Genomic DNA, 20,865 nt, shown 5'->3' on the forward strand with positions numbered 1-20,865 from the left:
GAGCAAATATTTATATAAAGCGGGAGTGAAACTATGATGTCTCGGTTAGAGCTGGTCAAACAATTGCAGCAGACGGGCGTATTTATGATGGAGCACGGGCTGGCCTGGGGGATAGCGGGTAATATCAGCGCGCGTTTTACCAACGATCAGTTTTATATTTCGGCCAGCGGCACGTATCTGGGTGAAATGGAGGTCGACGATTTTTCATTATGCTCGGGGGCAGGTCTGGAGGAGGGGAAAAAGCAATCGAAGGAGTTCCTGATGCATCAGGGCATTTACGAGGAACGGCCTGAAATTAACGCGATCCTTCATTCCTCGCCTTTCTTTAGCACGATGATCGCCTGTTCCGGCCTCGACCTGCCCGCCAACTATTTCGTTGAAGCGATGTATTATTTGGAACGAGTCGAAAGAATACCGTACCGGCATCCGGGAAGTCGCGAACTGGCGTCGGCCGTGAAACAAAAAGCGAAGCTGACCAATGTGATGCTTTTGGAAAATCATGGAGTTATCGTGTACGACAAGAGCTTAAAGGAAGCGAGAATGGCTTTGCAAACGTTGGAATATACGGCAAAGATGCACATCCACGCACTTCGGCAAGGAGTCGGCATGCAAGGGTTGACTCGCGAGCTGCAGCATGATTTTCTGCAAAATGCCGGTTACAAGCCTGTAAGAAATTGGCCGGAAAATTGAGGCTGCCGGCCAGCTTCTTTCCTTGAATATTACAAATGTACAAGAAAAGTGGTGCTCAATCCATTCACTTCGCAGCGTATTTTCATTATATTAAGAAATGTAAACAAGTCCTGATAGTACAAACAGGTTGTCGAAAAGGGAGGTTTATCCATGTTTAAGAAAGGGTTTACAATCGGGATGGCCGCAATACTCGCGGTCGCCTTATCCGCTTGCAGCGGCGGCGAAGCCGCACAAAAGCCGGCCGGCAAAAACGATACCCAGGAAAAAGTGACGCTGCGATTCGGCTTTTATGGCGGAGAAGCCCGCCACAAAAAGTATACGGAAATGATCGCCGATTTCGAAAAAAAGAATCCGAACATTAAAGTCGAACAGGAATTCGCCGATCAGGATCCTTTTTACGACAAGCTGGCGACGCAGGCGGCCGGCAATAACTTGCCGGATGTCATCTCGATGAAATTATCGCGATATGGAGACTACGCCAACCGCAATCAACTGCTTCCGCTGGACGATTTCGTTCAATCGAAAACAATCGACACATCCGATTTCAGCCCGAGAATGCTCGACGCGGGTAAAGTAAACGGCAAAATCATTATGGTTGCGAATGGGAATGTTTCAAAAGGGTTGTTTTATAATACGGAGCTGTTCAAAAAAGCGAACGTCCAACCGCCGAAATTCGATGCGTCGTGGGATGAGTTTGCAGCCAAGGGCGCCGAATTTAAAAAGGCCGTAAATAACCCGAATATTTATTTCGCAGACGATCCTACCGGAATTACGCCCGATAGCGACATATTCGGCTATTTTCTTCGGCAAAGAGGCAAGGATGTTTATTCGAAGGAAGGGAAGCTTGGCTTTGAGAAGCAGGATATGATCGATTGGTTTAATTACTGGGACAAATTGCGTAAGGACGGAATAATTCCTCCTGCGCCGGTCGTCGCTGAGTATGCGAATAAATCTGCGCAGGAATCCATGCTCGTCAAAGGCGTAGTCGCGCTGACCGTATCTGCGGGCGGCGCCAATCAACTCGGAATTTATCAATCGTTCGTCAAGGATCAGCTGGAGGCCGGAAGAATACCGACTCTGCCTAACGGCAAACATGGGGAAGACCTCGGGGGCATCTTTTTCTCCATCGCGGCAAAATCGAAGCATCCGAAGGAAGCGGCTCAGTTTATTAATTATCTTCTGAACGATGTGGACGGAGCCAAAATCTTCAAGGAGGAATTTGGACCAAGCCCTTCCAAAAAGATGCAGGAAGCGGTCAAGCCTGTTCTTAGTCCGGCCAATATTAAAGTAGATGAATTCCAGCAAAAGGTAGCGGAGTTCTTTACGATTCCGAATAACCCGCCGGCCGGCAACAGCGAAATTTACAAACAAATAACGATTACCAGCCAGGCTATCGGGTTCGGAAAGAAAACCGTAGAGAAAGCTGTAGACGATTTCTTTAACGAGGCCAATAAAATATTAAAATAATATAGAACGTTGGAATTGAACGGACGGAATGTGCCGTTCCGTCCGTTAAAAGGAGCGGGAGAAATGCGGCGGTTTTTAAAAAGAGACGGGATTGGATACTTATTTCTAAGCCCCTGGATTATAGGTATGCTCGCGTTTACGCTCATACCGGTGGCGGTTTCCTTCTATTTGTCATTTACCGATTACGAGATGTTCCATAGTCCCGTCTGGACAGGCTGGTCCAATTACAAGACTATATTCACGAACGACACGCAGTTTCTGGAATCTTTAAGCGTTACGTTCCGGTATGTGTTTCTGGCGGTTCCCCTTGAACTTATGTTCGCTTTGGCCATTGCGCTTATGCTTCAAAAAGGATTGGCGGGATTGCCGCTATACCGTGCCATTTATTATGTGCCTTCGCTATTCGGAGGCAGTGTCGCTATCGCCTTGTTATGGAGACAAGTGTTTGGGGCCAAAGGGCTGTTCAATATTTTTCTGGGATATTTCGGGATCGACGGCGTGAGTTGGATTGCAACTCCCGAGTATGCTCTTTATACGCTGATCCTGCTGAAAATATGGCAGTTCGGTTCGCCTATGATTATTTTTTTAGCCGGCTTGCAGCAAATACCTAACGAATTATATGAAGCGGCTTCTATCGACGGGGCGGGGAAACGGGCTCAATTTTTTCGGGTGACGATTCCGATGCTGACGCCGATCATCTTCTTCAATCTGGTCATGCAAATTATTAATTCATTCCAGGCGTTCACACCGGCTTATGTCATCAGCGGCGGTACCGGCGGGCCCCTGAATTCGACATTGTTCTATACGCTCTATTTATACCAGAAAGGGTTCGTCAATTTTCAAATGGGTTATGCTTCGGCATTGGCCTGGATACTGCTTGTCATCATCGGTATATTTACAATGATCACGTTCCTTTCTTCCAAAAAGTGGGTGCATTATGAATAACCAAACGAATCAAGTCGTCTCCGGACGCTCGAGTATCGGCAGGCATCTGTTGAATATCGCCATATCGCTTATTATGCTGTATCCGATGATATGGATGCTCTTCAGTTCCTTTAAGCTGCCGCAAAATATTTTGATGGACAGAGGGCTTTGGTCCGAAACGTTCACGCTTGCCAATTATATATACGGGTGGAAAGGGTTGGGCAGCAACACGTTCGCCTTGTTTTTTCAAAATTCATTTATTGTCAGCGGCTTTTCTATTGTCGGGAACCTGCTATCCTGTTCCATGGCGGCGTACGCTTTTGCCCGTCTGGACTTTCGGTTAAAAGCCGTATTGTTCGGCTTGATGCTGATGACCATTATGCTGCCGCATCATGTTACGATAATCCCGCAGTATGTCATTTTCAATAAACTGGATTGGATCAATACGTATTTGCCGCTAATCGTGCCCAAATTTACTGCGGCGGAAGGCTTTTTCGTTTTTCTGATGATCCAGTTTATCCGGAACATTCCGAAGGAATTGGATAAAGCGGCAATTGTCGACGGCTGCGGACCGATTCAAATTTATTGGCGGCTTGTACTGCCATTAGCTCTCCCGGCATTGGTAACAACGGCAATCTTCACGTTTATATGGACCTGGAACGACTTTTTCAGCCAAATTCTTTACATCAATGACAGTCATAAATTTACCGTGTCATTAGGACTGCGGACGTTTTTGGATTCCAGCGGAGAATCGAACTTTGGGGCGCTATTCGCGATGTCCGTTTTATCGCTAGTCCCCGTGTTTACCGTTTTTATTTTTTTGCAAAAGTTTTTGATCGAGGGACTCACATCGGGAGGGGTCAAAGGCTAGTGCGCCCGGCCTGTTTAACCTATGCGACAAGAAGTCTCCCACTTTTTTAAGTGGGGGATGAATTATCGCCTTCGAAGCGTAGCTTACAAAATATACATCGTCATGATATAATCAGTAGTATAGTTATATATGGCGGTGATCATGTGGAATTAGACAATAATAATCATTCAGTATTCTCGATGTACTATCACCTCGTCTTGGTTATAAAATATCGTCGAAAAGTGATTGATGATAACATATCGAATCGTCTCAAAGAAATATTTGCGTATATTGCGCCGAATTACAACAGGCGGTGCGCCGATTGAAGTGGTCAGACGTTATATCGAAAGTCAAGGTGAGAAGATATGAACAAAGCATTCAAATATCGTATCTATCCCAGTACGGAACAGGAAATTCTCATTAATAAAACCTTTGGCTGTGTACGATTTGTCTATAATCAAATGCTTGCGAATCGGAAAGAAATCTATAAGCAATTTAAAGATGATAAAGAAGCCTTGAAGAGACAGAAATATCGGCTTCCCGCCGATTTCAAAAAGGAGTTCGAATGGCTCAAAGAAGTGGATAGTCTGGCTCTGGCAAATGCACAACTTCATTTGCATACGGCTTATAACAATTTCTTTCGAGACCCGTCCGTAGGTTTTCCGAAATTCAAGAGCAAGCATCAGGATAAGAAATCATATACCACGAACAATCAAGGCGGCACGATTCGGCTCATTGACCCTGCAACCATCCGACTGCCCAAACTGAAAGATGTGCGAATTAAGCTTCATCGTTCATTGCCGAAGGAAGCTGCTATAAAGTCTGCAACCATTAGCAAAACGCCAACAGGAAAATACTACGTTTCCGTATTGGTTGAGTACGAAGCGAATATAAAGTCAGTAGAACCAACACGAGAAACCGTATTAGGGTTGGATTATTCGTCTCCATCATTGTTTGTGGATAGCCAAGCCAATCCTGCTGATTATCCAAAATTTTATCGCAAAGCAGAAGCTAAACTGAAAAAAGCACAACGTAAGCTATCCAAACGTAAAAAAGGCAGCAAGAACCGTGAAAAACAACGCCTTAAAGTTGCCATCAGTTATAGAGAACCGATGGGCAAACGGGGATAGCTTGGTCATTATGCTGGCGTTAGCTGGTACGTCCCAAGAAGCCCCCACCTCTAAGCGTTAGTGTAGGTGGTGGGAGTATGTCACGATAAGTCTTGTATGGGCAAGTCCATTATACTGCAAAAAAAGCAGCGTTTTCAGAGGGAGGTATCCGGTAAACAACGGGTACCGCCTCTGTATTTGTTTTTATATAGAAGAAGTTGATCGTACTGCGGAAAAAGGCGGTTGTTCGGATGAAGAGGCAATGGAAGCTAAGGCCGTTTTTGTTTTCTGTCATGGTGATGTCCAACATATTTTTCTTATTGCTGATTACGATTGCGATCTATGTCAGCGTTACTTATTTTTTTACAAAACAAATTAGCGAGGCCCGTTTGCAAGTGCTGTACAGCAATCAGCTTCAATTGATTGAGCGGGTAGAGGATGTAGAGGGAATGGCACTGACGATTTCCACACATCCGATCATCAAGGACGTTCTCGAGCACAACGACAGCATCGATTTATACGATTATATTCTCTTGCAGCGCAAAGTCAGCGAATGGTTAAATACGTTCACATTCGTCAAGCCGTATATCGACAGCATCCAAATCTATACGGATCAATATGCCCAATATCAGCAAATCGGACCGGTCGGTAAAAATATGATACTGCCCCTAACGAAAATGCCCTGGAAAGAAGAAATGCCCCAGTTCTCTGACATGGACGCCATATGGGTGCCTTCCCATGGCGAAACGATGTGGGATCCTGAGAAGCGGGTCCTTACTTATGTATTGAAAATTTATAACCGCAAAGGGGGGACTGCCGGTTTCGTCGCGATCAATATGAACGAAGACTCATGGGTCCGGTTGTTTTTCAAAAATAATGCGGAGTCATCGCCAACGAACCGCTCTTTGCTCGTTCTTGATTCGAACAACAGGATCATGTCCAGAATGTCCGCCGATATGAACTCCCGTCTGATGAAAACGTTCGAATCGTACCTGGATACGATTAATCAGCAAGCCGGATATCGGCAGTTGGATATGAACGGCAACAAGTATCTTATGATTTATTCGATGAAAAACCAGGAGAAATGGAGAATCGTCGAGTTTTTGGAAAACGATCAGCTGTATCGCGATGTCCAAATCATCCGCAATATTATGCTTATCATCGGAGTGGTCATTCTGCTGTTTATTTTTCCGGTCTCCTCCTATTTATCGAGCCGGATAATTCGGCCGGTGCCTGATTTATTAAAAGGATTTCAACAGATAGAGAAAGGAAATTTCGATACAAGCTTGAAAAAACATTCGATCGTTGAATTCAACAAGCTGGTTCATGCCTTTAATCTTATGGCTATACGGCTTCAAGGGACGATTGAAGAGCTGGACAAGAAAAACCGGTTAAAACGAGATTTGGAGTTAACCGTCCTGCAAAGCCAGATCAATCCCCATTTCCTTTATAATACGCTCGATATGATTAATTGGGCTGCAGCGATGAAAGGGAACATGGAAGTCAGCTTCATGGCTTCCAAGCTGGCCAAGTTGTTCCGCATCAGTTTAAGCGGCGGCAGTCCGTTCATTGTTCTGCAGGAAGAGCTGGAGCATGCCGGGCTGTACGCGCAAATTCAACAGCTCAGGCTGCAGGACCGATTTATGTACAGCGAGCATGTGAAGCCTAATTTCAAACAATGCTATGTGCCCAAAATTATTTTGCAGCCATTCATCGAAAATTCCATCATTCACGGGTTTTCCGTTCTGCATGAGGAGAAAGCGGAAGTATCGGTTTCAGCCGAACGAATAGATGAGGATACATTTAAAATCATCATTGTGGATAACGGAACCGGACTTGACCGGCAGCAGAAGGATGAGAGCGAGCAGCGGAAGAAAAGCTCTCTATACGTATCGGGATCGGGCGGTTACGGGATAAAAAATGTAAGGGAGCGGCTTGAGCTGTATCTTGGTTCGCAGTACGGGGTGCATATCGAGAACAGGGAAACGAGAGGCGTCAAAGTGACAATCACGCTTCCTTATTTGGATTCCATACATAAGGTCAATTGCATCAGTAATTTGAAATGAGGTGTTGTCGGAATGAAAGTATTGTTGGTGGACGATGATGTTTATGTCGTATCCGGATTAATAAATACGATTTCATGGGAACGTCTCGGCATAGACGAAATCATTACCGCCCAGGATGGCGAAGAAGCGTGGGAGAAATTTCAACACGATCAGCCCGACCTGCTTATTACCGATGTGTATATGCCAAGAATGAACGGGCTGGAGCTGATCAAAAGCATAAGAAAAGTCAATGCGGAGCTTCCGGTCATTATACTGAGCGGTTATGGCGAATTCAACGATGCCAAAGAGGCGATCCATCTGAATGTATCGCAATACATTTTGAAACCGTCCGTTTTTACCGAAATCGAAACCGTATTGGAAGCCGTAATCAACGAGATGAAGGTTGCCGAGAAGAAGGAACAGTATTTCCACGGTCTGCAAAGTCAATTAGAGCAGAGCATCCCCATTTTAAGAGAACAATTTTTATTCGACATGATTACCGCAGGCATGAGACAGCAAGATATTGGCGACAGCAGGATACGGTTTCTTCATTTGACGAGCGACGTATTTGACGGCGGACTCGTCATGAGCCTTATGATTTTCAAAGACGGCAATATGAAGACCGAGCTGGAAAGAGACTGGCAGTTATATAAATTTGCCGCTTATAATATCGCCCAAGAAATTGTCGCCAAAATGGGCAATGGCTATGCACTTCGTTATATGGAGGATCGGCTGCCCATCTTTTTGTACGGATCAAAGGAAGCGACCAGGCAAAGGGCCAGGCAAATTTCCGAAGCGCTTATCGGAAGTATCGGAACTTATCTGGAGCTGGATGCGAATGTCGGCATTGGCCGGTGGTATGAGCAATTTACGGCGTATCCGGTATCCCACAAAGAGTCTCGCGATATGCTGGCGATGGTCGAATACGAGGGCTACCGGCATGTATTCGATGCCGAAGAAACAAAGGAATTTTTTCCGGAGAAATGGCCAAGTTATCCTATAGAACTAATCCGACAATTGTCCGAAGCTTTGCTGCGGACCGATCGTGACAGCGTGGCGGAAAAGTGGGAGCGCATAGAGCTGATGCTATTCAAAGAAAACGGCGCTTCCCTGAAATATACGAAAACTTTATGCATCAGTATGATCAGCAGTATTGTCTTAAACACGATAGCCGAAGAAGCCGCAGCCTTTGATGTGAATCATCTGGCTCCTTTTTTGCAAAGAATCGAGTCCGCGCCGACAGGCCTATCCTTAATGAATCAAATCCGGACTATATTGGACGAGCTGCTGGAGCTGCTCGAACAAAAATATAGCTCGGTGAAGCAGCGTTCTTATGTGCAATATGTAAAAAAATATGTCGCTGAAAATTATGACGGAAATGTTTCTTTTAGTCAGCTTGCCTATGATTTGCAATTAACCAGAAACTATTTGAGCAGCATATTCAAGCGCGAGACAGGCGATAATTTTACGGACTATTTAACCCGTTACCGAATCGAGCGGGCGAAAGAGCTGATGAAAACGCAGCGCTATATGATTTATGAGATTGCCGAGATGGTAGGCTATTCCGATCCTGCTTACTTCAGCCGAGTCTTCAAGCATGCAGTCGGAATTAGCCCCACCGACTATGCCATAGGGAAAAAATAGGGCAAGCCGTCTCGAAACGGTCAAAGAAACGGGCGAGATCGTATTGGCGGGTCAAGGCAGCGGCTGCATACGCGAGATTACCCCCAAGCGAAAGTGCAGGAGCGTGCTCTTTTTTTTGAGCGGACGGGCAGGTCAGATTAATTACAATTTTTTATTTGGTATGTTAAAATATTACAAAATGAAAAGGAGGAATGAGTCGTGGGTCATTCAGAATTGAATAGTTCGATTGTGATTGATGGAGACATTGAAACCGTTTGGAATGCTATTACGGATAAGGACAAGCTTTCGCAATGGTATGCGCCGGGCTCGCCTTGGGAAATTCCTAATCTGAAAACCGGGGGAAAAGTCACTTTTACGTTAATGCCCAGTGCCCATAATAATCTGACAGAGGAGCTTCCTATGTCCTTGACAATTAGGAATGTGAGTATTAATCAGGAGTTTTCCCTCTATTTGGACTCACAAGAAACTCTTATATCTTTTAGGCTGGAAGAAGCGGGTAGCGGAACGAGAGTTACAATGAATTTGGCAGGCTTCGATCAATCGTTGGCAAATTTGAAAGCTTTGGTCGAAGGAAAGGAACTGCCTTATATTTAATATAACGAGAGCTCAGTAGGGCTGCCGCGGAGCCTTCCGGGCAGCTTCATTTTCAATCTATGCTTTTAAAAGAATAACGACTTAGGAGAGCATGCTGCTGCCAGCAAAAGCTCGCGACATGAATGTAGTTTGACGCTTACTTAGGAACGACCCAGCGAGTAACGCAGCTGAATGACGCCGCTGCCAAGCGCTTTGAAATCGAGCAGCTGCACATCCTTGTACTGGTAGTTGTCTTGATCGGTCAATAGATTAAGCCCTTTGCCCTCCAACACAGGTGCCACATTGAATATCAGCTCGTCGACAAGCCCGTGGCCCAGACATGCGTTGTGCAAATCCGCACCGCCCGCGATAAGGGCTGTTTGATGGCCTTTTTCTTGCAGGTAGCTCAAGGCTTCCTGCGGCGACCCCGCAACTGTGACACCGGGCAGTTCCTTTATGCTTGCAGAAACCACGACGATGTCCATACCGGCAAAAGCTCCCCCGCCGCCGCTTGCCCTCATGCCCTCGAAAGTTCGACGTCCGACAATGAAATTTCCGGCAGCTTTGGCATGTGTCGCAAAATCGTCCAGCGCTTCCTGTTTGGGCGGATGCTCGGGGCCGGATTGTGCATAGTTGCCATTAGCGGTTAAGGTTGCCCAAAGAATAGTTTTCATATAATTCCTCCTCATTCCATTCATAGTTCAATAAGTTACAAGTAGAATCTTGAAGCCCTTCTCCAAACCATTATCCCCTTTATGGTGCCGTTCGAGCAGCCGAACGATAATGATGTTGCTATTGGACCTTTGTACAAGGCTGCTTGATCTGAAACAGTCGATTTCCTCCCCTTTCACAATAGTAGCGGTCTATGGTACATTTGAAAAGTAGTTACAAAAAAGTGCAGTAGTTTCAAAAAATGAACCAAGGGGGAATATTAATGATCGATCCAGCATGTCCTGACGCAATCGAACCTGTTCTGGAGATTTTAGATGGCAAGTGGACCCTTCTTCTTCTGCGCGATTTGTTCAATGGCATCAAACGGTTTGGGGAGCTGCGTCGTTCGCTGCATCCAATCAGCCCGAAAACCTTGACAGACCGGTTGCGCATGTTGGAGGAGAAAGGAATCGTGACGCGTACTCTTTATCCCGGAGTCCCTTTGCACGTCGAATATGAACTTACCGAACGCGGGCAGCGTCTCCAACCTATTTTTGCTGCAATGAGGGCGTGGGCTCAGTCGGAAGGGACATGTCCCAAAAAAGAGGCAAGCGAGTCGCTATTGCTAAAACAATAACGAGGGGAACTTTCCGCTCCCGGGGGTGATAAGTCCGGGTGTACCGCCGTTCTTTGGTCGCGAAATGTTGACAGACCGCCTGTTTTCAGATAGCGTTATCATAAAAGCCCGATTGGCCGGCTTTGGTCAAGGAAGCTTGGTGAAACATAAGGAATCGAGGTAAGCTATGAGATCAGCCAAAGGCGAAAACAGCCGTAAAAATATTAATCAATATACGATCATTCAGCTGATTCGTGACAATGGTCCGATGACGAAGGCGGAAATGGCCGCCAAAACAAATTTGACGTTCACGGCGATTAACAATATCGTAGAGAAATTGACCAATCAGCATTTTATCCGCGAAGCGGGCTATGACCTTTCCAGCGGAGGACGGAAGCCGGTGCTGCTGGAATTGAACGCCGACGCGTTGTACGCGGTTGGCGTTCACGTCAGCGCTTCCACCTTAAAAACGGCTGTAATCAATTTTTGCGGCGTCCCCGTTTCGGCTGCCGAGGCGAAGCTGGAAAGCGGCACCGACCGGGATACGATTATGAAGCAGATCATTCGTGCCGTGGAATCGGTCATTGCCGCTTCAGGGGTAAATAAGGAGCAAATATCGGGCATCGGCTTGGGCGTACCGGGACCTCTCGATCCGTATAACGGGATTGTGCTTACGCCCCCCAACATCCCCGGGCTTGCTTCCGTCCCGGTACAGCAATTGATGCGGGATCATTTCGGGCTGCCCGTCATGATCGATAAAGACGCCAATGTGATGGCGCTTGGCGAATTGTGGTTCGGCAGCGGTCGGGGGTTCAACAATCTGCTCTACCTGGACGCCGATCTCGGGATTGGCAGCGGGTTGGTATTTAATCGTAAAATCCATCAAGGGTTCCCTTACGGAGCCGGCGAGATCGGCCACGGCACGATCGACTTGGACGGTCCGAAATGCAATTGCGGCAACTACGGCTGCTTGGAAACGGTTGCTTCGGGTATGGCGATTATACGCCGGGCCGGGGAAGAAATACGCCGCGGAGTCGGCACGGCGCTGTCCGCTTTGTACGAAAGCGGAGAAGATGCGCTCGATATTCGGCACATTATCGAAGCGGCCCGGGAAGGGGACCGGCTGGCCGTCAATATTTTGGACGAATCGGCCAGATACTTGGGCATCGCTCTGGCCAATGCGATTAATTTTCTCGCTCCGGAGACGGTTATTATTGGCGGCCTGCTCGTAAACGGGCAGCATTCGTATTTTGAGAAGGTAAAATCTATTGCAGTATCCAGAAGCTTTGCCACGTTCCATAAATCGATTGTACTGCAGCCTTCCTATCTGGAGGGGGCCGCCGGCATTACCGGAGCGGGCGCGCTTATTTTCGAGGAACGATTATCCAAAGAGTAATCCCACGATCCGTCGCTGTATGCAGCGGTCTGCTCAAATATTAAACTAACTTCAAAAAGATTCATAAAAAATGATTAATCCCCATAGACAATAGCGCTTACATCGAATATAATGCAAAGTATACCGCGGTGTTTTTGAAGTTAATTGAATAACGTTTTTGTACTTATTAAACTATAGTTAATAAGATGAGATGAGAGTGAGTCAAGCGGCTTTGCCGGAATGCAGGGTAGGCTTTCAAAACCAACGTAATAATTGCATTCTGCAAGCTGCGGCCATCAAAATATGGATACGGAACGTACTGGGAGGGTATTTTGTCAAAAATGGATATGTACGCCGGAGTAGATATCGGAGGCACTAAATGTGCCGTCACATTGGGCCATTCCACAGAAAACGGTATTGAACTGTTAGATAAAGCCTCATTTCCGACAGCCCCCGCTCCGACGGCAGCATTAAAGTGTGCGATAGACGAACTTGACCGGCTGTTTAGCAGGAATCCGGCAGCAAGAGAACACTTGAAGGCGATAGGAGTCAGCTGCGGGGGGCCCCTTGATTCCGAACGGGGGCTTATCTTATCCCCGCCCAACCTGCCTCTTTGGAGCAAGGTGGACGTCGTTAGCCCGCTGGTCGAACATTTCGGAGTGCCTGCGGCTCTGCAGAACGACGCCAACGCCTGCGCGCTGGCCGAGTGGCTGTGGGGTGCGGGAATCGGCAGCCGCAATATGATTTTCCTGACCTTCGGTACAGGTATGGGAGCAGGGCTTGTTCTTGACGGGCGGTTATATTCCGGCACGAACAATCTTGCGGGCGAAATCGGGCATATTCGCCTCGCCGAGCAGGGCCCTGTCGGACATAACAAGGCCGGTTCCTTTGAAGGATTTTGCAGCGGAGGAGGCATTAAGCGGCTGGCGCAGGGGATTGTGCAGGAGCAGCTCGAAGCCGGCGGGGAGCTCCCGACGTTTTGCAAAAGCGCCGAGGCGATCGAATTGATTACGACAAGAGACATTGCGGATGCGGCGCTTGCGGGCGACCGGCTGGCCCTTCAAATATTCCAGGAGGTGGGGCGAAACCTCGGACGCGGGCTGTCCGTCTTGATCGACATTCTCAATCCGGATAAAATTGTGATCGGCAGCATTTATAACCGGCAAAAAAAGCTGATTGAGCCTTACATGATGGAGGAACTGCACAAGGAGGCGCTTCCCGGCGCCTTGGCGGTTTGCGAAATCGTTCCGGCCGGGCTTGGAGAGCAGGTCGGCGATATGGCGGCCCTATCCGTTGCCAGAACGCTGCATTTGAGCCAGTCTTGAGCAGCTGCATAACATGAAACGAAACGAAAGGATGAGTGGTAATGGCATCTAAAACCGATATTCATATGATAGGGAACGCGCATTTGGACCCGGTATGGCTCTGGCAGTGGCAGGAAGGCTATGCGGAAATCAAGGCGACATTCCGTTCCGCGCTGGATCGTCTGCGGGAGTTTCCCGATTTCGTGTTCACCTGCGCGGGCGCGGCATACTACAGATGGGTAGAGGAGAACGCCCCGGAGATGTTCGAGGAAATTCGCGAACGTATCAAGGAAGGACGATGGGTCGTTGTCGGAGGCTGGTGGATTCAACCGGATTGCAACCTTCCGTCGGGCGAATCGTTTGTGCGGCACGGCTTGTACAGTCAGCGATACTTTTTGGAAAAATTTTCGGTCATGGCCCGGGTCGGCTACAACGTAGATTCATTCGGACATCATGGCATGCTCCCGCAAATTTTAAAGAAAAGCGGCATGGACGCTTATGTGTACATGCGGCCCAACGAGCAGGAGAAAAGCATGGATCGCAGCCTGTTCTGGTGGGAGAGCATCGACGGCAGCCGGGTAATGACCTTCCGCATTCCGTTCAGCTACGGCAACTGGGCGAGCTCCGACAAGCATGAAGACCCGTTCAAAGGAAAGGTTCAGGATGTGATGGCTTTAGCGGATCAGGACGGTCATAGCTTCATGAATTTTTACGGAGTCGGCAATCATGGCGGAGGACCGACCATTGCCAACCTGCAATCAATTCACAGTCTTCAGCAAACATACGGAAGCGATAAAATAAAGCTCAGCTCGCCGAACGCCTATTTTGCGGAAATGGAACGGATCGGCGCAGAGCTCCCTGTTTTCCGCGACGACCTGCAGCATCATGCGAGCGGATGCTACTCCGCGCATTCGGAGACGAAAGCGTTAAACCGGAAAGCGGAGCACCGGCTGCTGACCGCGGAAAAATTCAGCACGATCGCCTATCGTCAATTGGGCTTGGCTTATCCGGAACGCGAGCTTCGCCGGGGCTGGGAAAATGTCATGTTCAACCACTTCCACGATATTATGGGCGGTTGTTCGATCAAAGAGGCTTATGAGGACGCCCGGGACTCGTACGGGGAAGCGCTGCATACGGCTGCGGTTTCTCTGAATGCCGCCCTGCAAAAAATTTCGTGGTCCATCGATACGATGAAGGACGGCATCCAGGCTTTAAGCAAGGACATGGATTGGGCGCTTTGGGAGCAAAAGGACGAAGGCATACCGCTGGTCGTGTTTAACCCGTTGTCATGGGAGGTTCATGCGCCAATTCATGTCAATAAGACGGTCAAAGGAATAACCGATGATCAGGGCGCAGCCGTTGATCTTCAGGTGGTACGGGGATCGAGAACGAACCGGACCGATAAATACGATACGCTGTTTATGGGAAAAATCCCCGCTATGGGATACCGGGTCTATTGGATTTATAAAGAAAAATCATTTTCGCCTGCTCCATCCGGGCAGCTCGCAGCCGACCGCAACGTGCTGGAAAACGATTGGTACCGGCTTGAATTGGAAGCGCATACCGGGCATATCGCGAGCCTTTTTGACAAACAAAACGGCGTCGAGGTATTTAACGGCAAAGCCGCCGTTCCGGTTGTCATTGACGAGCATCATTGTGATACTTGGGCGCATGGCATTTTCGAATTCCGCAACGAAGTCGCCAAATTCGGCGATGCGGACATTAAGCTGATGGAGCAAGGTCCATTGCGGGCAAGGCTGCGTGTTGTCAGCCGGTATAACCGTTCCGTGCTGCGGCAGGATTTCATTCTCTACAGAGACAAGCCGGGCATCGAGGTCAAAGTAAAGCTTGACTGGAGAGAGGAGCATAAGATGCTGAAGCTGTCTTTCCCTGCTCGTATTGCCGATCCGAAGGCTGCCTATGAAATTCCGTACGGTCATATTGAAAGACCGGTTAACGGGGAGGAGGAGCCTGGCCAGCAGTGGCTGAGCGTAACGGGGGTTCATGCGGATGGAAGCTTGGACAGCTACGGTTTGACGCTCGTGAACGATGCCAAATACAGCTTCGATGTTAAAGATAACGATATGCGGATGACCGTCGCCCGGGGAGCGATATTTGCCGATCATTACGGCGACAGGGATGAAGAATGCGAATTTATGGATCAGGGCATACAGCAATTCGGCTATGCGCTTATCCCCCACGAAGGGGACTGGCGGACGGGGGATGCGACCAGAAAAGCAATGGAGTTCAATGTCCCGCCTGTATCGATCATTGAAACTTATCATAAGGGCGCTCTGCCTCAAAGCTCGGAGGGAATACGCATTTCGGCTTCCCATGTTATCGCCGCCGCATTCAAACGATCGGAGGACGACGACGGTTACATACTCCGCTGCTATGAAACAAACGGTCGGGAGGAAGTCGTCGAGATCGCCATTCCGATGCTTGGCCGTACGTGGAACGTTCCATTTGGCAAATACGAAATTAAGACGCTGTTCATTCCCGACGATGCGGAAGCGGCTGTCAGGGAAGTCAATATGCTCGAGCTGCAAGCATAACCCGTCTCAAGGCAGGGTCTGAGAAACAAGGCAATTATTGTTTTAAAATAATAACCGGAGCGTGATGGAAAGTGAAAAGAATGAAACCTATCGGTACCTGCTTATTCATTGCAGCCATGCTGCCCTCACTCGTTGGCTGCTCGCAGCCGGCTGCGAACAATTCACCAAAAAATGCCGAGGCTGGAGGCGCCGCTCCCAAAACGGCTACGCTCAAAATCGCCTATGGCGAATATGGCGATACGAAGCCGATCAAGGAATGGCTGGGTGCGGCGAAAAAGCAGTTCGAGGAACAGCATAAAGGGGTAACGCTCGAATATGTCCCGATTAATGCGGGCGGCAACGATTATTATACGAAATTGACCTTGATGCTCAGAAGCGAGCAGACATCCCCGGATTTGGTCTACGAAGACTCTTTTATGATCGGTCCCGATGCGAAAGCCGGTTATTTGCAGCCGATTCCAGGCATTGAACAATGGTCGGAATGGAGCTCGTTCTACCCCGCGATGCAGGATATCGTGAAGGCGGATGGCAAAGTATACGGCGTTATGAATAATACGGACGTACAAGTGATTTATTATAGCAAAAAGCTGTTCGAAAAAGCGGGACTTCCAACCCAGTGGCAGCCGAAAAACTGGCAGGAAATTATCGATGCCGGCCAGGCGATCAAAAAGCTGGATTCCAATCTGGTTCCGATATGGCTGTATGCCGGCAAAGCGCTTGGGGAAGCTTCAACGTTCCGTGGATTCCAGGTATTTCTGCTGGGAACGGAAAATACGATGTACAACTACGACAGTAAAAAATGGGTGACCGGCGGCAAAGGGTTCGATAAAACGTGGAAATTCCTTGAGCAAGTGACAAAATTGGGATTGCTCGAGCCGCAAAAATATTGGACGAATACGAATGCCTCGTCTATCGTGAACCGGGAGCTGATGCCGAAGCATCAAGTGGGAATGGTGTTCGACGGCAGCTGGATCGGAAGCAACTTTTTACCTACAGGACCGCAGCCTTGGGCGGAAGGCTTCGATGAGTACGGAGTAGCCAAAATTCCGACCTCGGATGGCCAAAACCCGTCCTTCACCAATCAGTCCGGCGGCTGGGCGCTGTCGATCAGCGCGAAGTCCAAAAATGCGGACCTTGCGGCCGAATTTATTAAAGTGGCTTCCAACAAGGATAACCTTGCGCTGTACAACAGTCTGAAAGGCTCCATTCCTCCGAGAAGCGATGTCGAATCGCATCCGGTCATGCAAAAAGGGCTGGAAACCAACAAATGGTTAAAAGAATCGATTAAATATGTAGCCAATACGCATTACCGTCCTTCTATAGAAGGATACCCGCAAATTTCCGAAGTTATAGCGCGCCTGACAGGAGATATCGCCCAAGGCAGCGCGACTGCGGAGCAAGCTGCGGAACAATATGCGAAAGAGGTAACGAAGATCGCCGGTGCGGACAAAGTGGAGACTGCGACAAAATAATAACGAATCAAATGGCAGGTCTTTGCTTGCAAAGGCCTGCCTCACAAACGAGGTGATTTCAATTGAACACGGTACTGGCCAACGAACGGGAAAGAACCGGCAAAAGACGGCTGTCTTCCAAGCGGCGCAATGAGCTGCTGATCTCCGCGGTCCTGCTAGCCCCGCTAGTGGTCATCCTGATCATTTTTTTGGCTTGGCCGGTTATCTGGACCTTCTTTTTATCGTTCACCAATATGCAGCTTACGGGAACCACCGCGGTGAACTGGAGCTGGGTGGGCTTCACTCACTACATCAACCTGTTTGGCGACGCCGAGTTTTTCAACTCTGTCCGATTGAGCTTGATTTACTTTGCAGGTTCCGCCTTCCTGGGGCAATGCGTGCTCGGTTTTTTTCTTGCGCTGCTTCTGGAGAAACGGCTTAGATGGACTCGGACGATTGTCGGCGGCGTCATTATTTTGGCCTGGGTCATACCGGAAATTGTCGCCTCCTTCATGTGGTTCGCGCTCTTATCGGACGGCGGCGTTCTTCATAACATACTGGGCTTCCTGCATATTCCGTACGAAACATGGCTGATCGAACATCCGATGCTATCCGTTTCCTTGGGCAACGCCTGGAGAGGCGTGGCCTTCTCCATGCTTATTTTCACAGCTGCGATCGCCAATATCCCGCCGGAAATGAAAGAGGCCGCCGAAGTGGACGGAGCTTCCTCTTGGCGGCGCCTGATTTACATTACGATTCCGATGATCAGCGAAGCGATTCTGATCGATCTGGTGCTGATCACATTGGGCACGTTAAATAACTTCACCTTGATTTATTCGATGACGGGCGGCGGTCCCGGCAATAAAACGCAAGTGCTTTCCGTGTTGATGTACGATAAGGCGTTTTCCCAATACCAGCTCTCGTACGGTTCGGCGATCTCGGTCATTTTGCTAATAATTGGAGCGCTGCTCTCTGTCGTTTATATGAAAATATTGAAAAAGCAAGGCAGCCAATGATGGCAAGCGAATAAAAGCAGGGAGTGATGACATTGATACAATCGCATTCGACCCGGAGTCCTATGCTGCACAAGCTTGGCGATCTGCTGCTGCTCGTCATCGGCTTGCTGTTTACCATCCCGTTGATTTGGGTTGTGATCAGCTCCTTGAAGGAGCATGCAACACTGTCCGTCATACCGTTGGAAAGCTTTACATGGACCAATTACATCAAGGTGTTTTCGCCGGACAATATGAAATCGTTTCTGAATTCGATCTATTTGTCATTCGGCACGATGCTGCTCACTGTGATCATAGCCGCTCTGGCTGCGTATCCGTTATCCCGATTTTCGCTGCCGTTTAAGAATTCGTTTGTTTATGCGATGATTTTTTCGACAGGTTTGCCCATGGTTGCGCTTATGGTGCCGGTATACGAGTTTTATGTCAGCTACGGCATGATCAATTCCTTATGGAGCACCATTCTGTTTATGGCGGCGACGTCTCTGCCCTTTGCGACCTGGATGATGAAGGGCTTCATAGATGCGGTTCCCCGGGAACTGGAGGAATCGGCCAGTGTGGAGGGCTGCAGCACGTTCCAGGCTTTGCTGCGGATTGTCGCGCCTCTCGTCATCCCTGGCGCTTCCGTTGTAGGGATTTATACGTTTGTCCATGCATGGGGGAACTTCATCACCCCGTTCATCCTGCTGCAAGGGGATCATCTTCCTGCGGCGGTAACCATCTATCAATTTTTTAGCCAGTATACGACGGATTACAGCGGGCTGGCCACGTTCTCCATTATTTATACGCTGCCGGTTATTATCCTCTATGCCGTCATGACCAAATGGCTCGGCGGAGGCTTCACGCTGGGCGGCGCAGTCAAGGGATAGCCGATTAAAACCAATAGGGCAGGTGACCCGATATGGAAAAGGAAATCAAAAAATTAATGCGCAAATACCCCGACCTGGAAAGCTGCTTTCCGGCGATTATCCTGACGGTTGAAGCTTTGGCCGCAGCATACCGCAAGGGCGGAAAAATATTGGTATGCGGCAATGGCGGAAGCGCTGCGGACAGCGAGCATATCGTCGGCGAATTGATGAAGGGCTTCATGATGCGCCGTCCGGTCTCGGATGAGGTTCGGGTCAAGCTGGAGACGGCCTTTCCCGGAGAAGGGGATTATTTGGCCAATCATCTTCAAGGGGCGCTCCCGGCCATTTCCCTGGTCAGCCAAACAGCCGTAAGCACCGCTTTTGCCAACGATGTCGCTCCCGACATGGTGTTCGCCCAGCAAGTGTTCGGCTATGTGAAGCCCGGCGATGCGGTGATCGGAATCAGCACGTCGGGCAGCTCGAAAAATGTCGTCTACGCCCTCCAGGTAGCCAAAGCGCTGGGAGCGACAGCGATCGGACTTACCGGAGGCGACGGCGGACGCATGAAGGACATATGCGATGTAACGATTTGCGTTCCTTATAACAGCACTCCCGATATTCAGGAGCGCCATCTGCCTATTTATCATGCCATATGCATCGCCCTGGAAGAGGAGTTTTTTTCCGACTCCGAAACGGCGTTTCCCCGGTCGACGGATACTTGCGGCGCCTAGCTATCGGCTGGCGTCCCGTACGTACAAACATATAAGCTTTATACAAGGACCTGGCCAGCCGCCGGGTTTTTCGTGCCTGTTTAGGAAATTATGCGCAGCATATTTCCGAGCATAATCGGGGGCTCCCTGCATTCTCCATTCGCTTTCCATTAGACTTGCATATCGGCAATGTAGAGACTATCGATTAATGGACGGGAACGGTCTTTGGAGATGACTTCGAAGCTCAAACACTTCGGCGTTAGAACATTCTCGCCGCCTGGTCCGTAGCCCTGAGCCCGTCCACAATAATCTCCTCGCTGCGGCCGGGAGCTTGCCTGTGCCCCTCGATCCTGACCATTGTAAAGTCGGTAATGCCGAATACCTGCAAATGCTTCTTGACGAAATTGACCGCGATTTCATCTTCATCCCGATACGTGCCGCCTCTGGCATTCAACAAAGCGACCTTCTTGCCCGGCAGCAGCCCGACCAGACCCGCGTCCGAATATTTGAAAGTTTTTCGCGGCTGATGCAAATAATCGAGGTATGTGTGCAGTACGGCGGGAACCGTCAAGTTCCAGAGCGGGAAGGCGATGACGACTTTGTCCGCCGCCAGAAACGGCTCCAGATGCTTGCGGACAAACGCCTGCTCGGCTTCCTCCTCCGGGGTGAGCGAATAGCCGTTGGCTACCTTGTAATTTCCTGTAATCATCGTGCCTCCCAAGTAGGGGAGGTGTTCCGAAAACAAATCCGTTTGCACGATCTCGTCGTCCTGATGCGTTTCCTTGTAGCTTGCCAAGAATGTATCGTACATTCTCACGCTTACCGAATCTTCCGCCGAGCAATTGTTTGCCTTAATAAACAATACGTTTGCCATGTTCTTTTCCTCCATGTGATCATGTTTGGTTGCCGATTGGCGCGTCATGACTCCAGATGGTCGCACAGCTCGCCCAAGGTTTGTCCACTTCTCTTATAGAGCTGATCGGGCAGCTGTCTTCGGCTTCCATCTGCTAAAGCCTTAAATACGTATCCATATCGTATTATAT

General features: G+C 48.9%; 18 protein-coding genes and 1 pseudogene. 17 read left to right on the forward strand and 2 right to left on the reverse strand.

Translation table 11 applies throughout. From position 1 onward, the window contains the following. Nucleotides 1-33: 33 nt before the first annotated feature. The 9 genes and pseudogenes from E1757_RS09435 (at nucleotide 34) to E1757_RS09475 (ending at nucleotide 9,323) form a co-directional block, all read left to right on the forward strand. On the forward strand, nucleotides 34-690 hold the full coding sequence (locus tag E1757_RS09435) for a class II aldolase/adducin family protein (protein ID WP_246079103.1): 657 nt from the start codon (nucleotides 34-36) through the stop codon (nucleotides 688-690). Nucleotides 691-840: 150 nt separating this feature from the next. After that, nucleotides 841-2,157, forward strand: coding sequence for an ABC transporter substrate-binding protein (locus E1757_RS09440; RefSeq protein WP_133227091.1), 1,317 nt, complete (start codon nucleotides 841-843; stop codon nucleotides 2,155-2,157). A 63-nt stretch (nucleotides 2,158-2,220) separates the two neighbouring features. Further along, nucleotides 2,221-3,102 (forward strand): carbohydrate ABC transporter permease, encoded by an 882-nt coding sequence (locus E1757_RS09445; protein ID WP_133227093.1) that lies wholly within the window; start codon nucleotides 2,221-2,223, stop codon nucleotides 3,100-3,102. Then, a complete protein-coding gene (locus E1757_RS09450; protein WP_133227095.1) occupies nucleotides 3,095-3,952 on the forward strand; it encodes a carbohydrate ABC transporter permease in 858 nt (285 codons plus the stop codon). The genes E1757_RS09445 and E1757_RS09450 overlap by 8 nt, the downstream gene beginning before the upstream one ends. 143 nt (nucleotides 3,953-4,095) lie before the next feature. Further along, nucleotides 4,096-4,239, forward strand: a pseudogene (locus tag E1757_RS09455) (transposase); the annotation flags it as partial. Nucleotides 4,240-4,296: 57 nt separating this feature from the next. Next, nucleotides 4,297-5,061, forward strand: a complete 765-nt coding sequence (locus E1757_RS09460; protein ID WP_220446493.1) for an RNA-guided endonuclease TnpB family protein — start codon at nucleotides 4,297-4,299, stop codon at nucleotides 5,059-5,061. A 230-nt stretch (nucleotides 5,062-5,291) separates the two neighbouring features. Then, a complete protein-coding gene (locus tag E1757_RS09465; RefSeq protein WP_133227097.1) occupies nucleotides 5,292-7,106 on the forward strand; it encodes a sensor histidine kinase in 1,815 nt (604 codons plus the stop codon). A gap of 12 nt (nucleotides 7,107-7,118) precedes the next feature. After that, nucleotides 7,119-8,729, forward strand: a complete 1,611-nt coding sequence (locus E1757_RS09470) for a response regulator (protein ID WP_133227099.1) — start codon at nucleotides 7,119-7,121, stop codon at nucleotides 8,727-8,729. Nucleotides 8,730-8,927: 198 nt separating this feature from the next. Beyond that, entirely contained in the window at nucleotides 8,928-9,323 is a 396-nt protein-coding gene (locus E1757_RS09475; RefSeq protein ID WP_246079104.1) for an SRPBCC domain-containing protein, read from the forward strand. Between the two features lie 140 nt (nucleotides 9,324-9,463). Here E1757_RS09475 and E1757_RS09480 read toward each other — a convergent pair whose 3' ends face one another. Continuing rightward, nucleotides 9,464-9,976, reverse strand: coding sequence for a dihydrofolate reductase family protein (locus E1757_RS09480; protein ID WP_133227101.1), 513 nt, complete (start codon nucleotides 9,974-9,976; stop codon nucleotides 9,464-9,466). 260 nt (nucleotides 9,977-10,236) lie between these two features. Between E1757_RS09480 and E1757_RS09485 the strand changes: the two genes are divergently transcribed. From E1757_RS09485 to E1757_RS09520, 8 genes are all read left to right on the forward strand, one after another. Further along, complete coding sequence (locus tag E1757_RS09485) at nucleotides 10,237-10,590, forward strand: winged helix-turn-helix transcriptional regulator (RefSeq protein WP_133227103.1); 354 nt, start codon at nucleotides 10,237-10,239, stop codon at nucleotides 10,588-10,590. A gap of 166 nt (nucleotides 10,591-10,756) precedes the next feature. Beyond that, nucleotides 10,757-11,965, forward strand: a complete 1,209-nt coding sequence (locus E1757_RS09490; RefSeq protein WP_133227105.1) for an ROK family protein — start codon at nucleotides 10,757-10,759, stop codon at nucleotides 11,963-11,965. A 320-nt stretch (nucleotides 11,966-12,285) separates the two neighbouring features. After that, the gene (locus tag E1757_RS09495) at nucleotides 12,286-13,269 is read left to right on the forward strand and encodes an ROK family protein (protein WP_133227516.1); all 984 of its coding nucleotides are present in this window, start codon (nucleotides 12,286-12,288) and stop codon (nucleotides 13,267-13,269) included. 41 nt (nucleotides 13,270-13,310) lie between these two features. Continuing rightward, entirely contained in the window at nucleotides 13,311-15,803 is a 2,493-nt protein-coding gene (locus E1757_RS09500) for an alpha-mannosidase (protein WP_133227107.1), read from the forward strand. Nucleotides 15,804-15,883: 80 nt separating this feature from the next. Continuing rightward, nucleotides 15,884-17,275 (forward strand): extracellular solute-binding protein, encoded by a 1,392-nt coding sequence (locus tag E1757_RS09505; protein WP_246079122.1) that lies wholly within the window; start codon nucleotides 15,884-15,886, stop codon nucleotides 17,273-17,275. A 62-nt stretch (nucleotides 17,276-17,337) separates the two neighbouring features. Further along, nucleotides 17,338-18,270, forward strand: a complete 933-nt coding sequence (locus tag E1757_RS09510) for a carbohydrate ABC transporter permease (protein ID WP_133227111.1) — start codon at nucleotides 17,338-17,340, stop codon at nucleotides 18,268-18,270. Nucleotides 18,271-18,296: 26 nt separating this feature from the next. Next, nucleotides 18,297-19,133 (forward strand): carbohydrate ABC transporter permease, encoded by an 837-nt coding sequence (locus E1757_RS09515; RefSeq protein WP_246079105.1) that lies wholly within the window; start codon nucleotides 18,297-18,299, stop codon nucleotides 19,131-19,133. A 32-nt stretch (nucleotides 19,134-19,165) separates the two neighbouring features. After that, nucleotides 19,166-19,843: a D-sedoheptulose-7-phosphate isomerase gene (locus E1757_RS09520; protein ID WP_133227113.1), complete on the forward strand. Its 678-nt coding sequence runs from the start codon at nucleotides 19,166-19,168 to the stop codon at nucleotides 19,841-19,843. A 238-nt stretch (nucleotides 19,844-20,081) separates the two neighbouring features. Here the strand turns inward: E1757_RS09520 and E1757_RS09525 are convergent, their stop codons facing one another. Continuing rightward, nucleotides 20,082-20,696, reverse strand: a complete 615-nt coding sequence (locus E1757_RS09525) for an FMN-dependent NADH-azoreductase (RefSeq protein ID WP_133227115.1) — start codon at nucleotides 20,694-20,696, stop codon at nucleotides 20,082-20,084. Nucleotides 20,697-20,865 lie beyond the last annotated feature (169 nt).

The organism is Paenibacillus piri, assembly GCF_004354045.1.
In the GTDB taxonomy this organism is placed as follows: domain Bacteria; phylum Bacillota; class Bacilli; order Paenibacillales; family NBRC-103111; genus Paenibacillus_S; species Paenibacillus_S piri.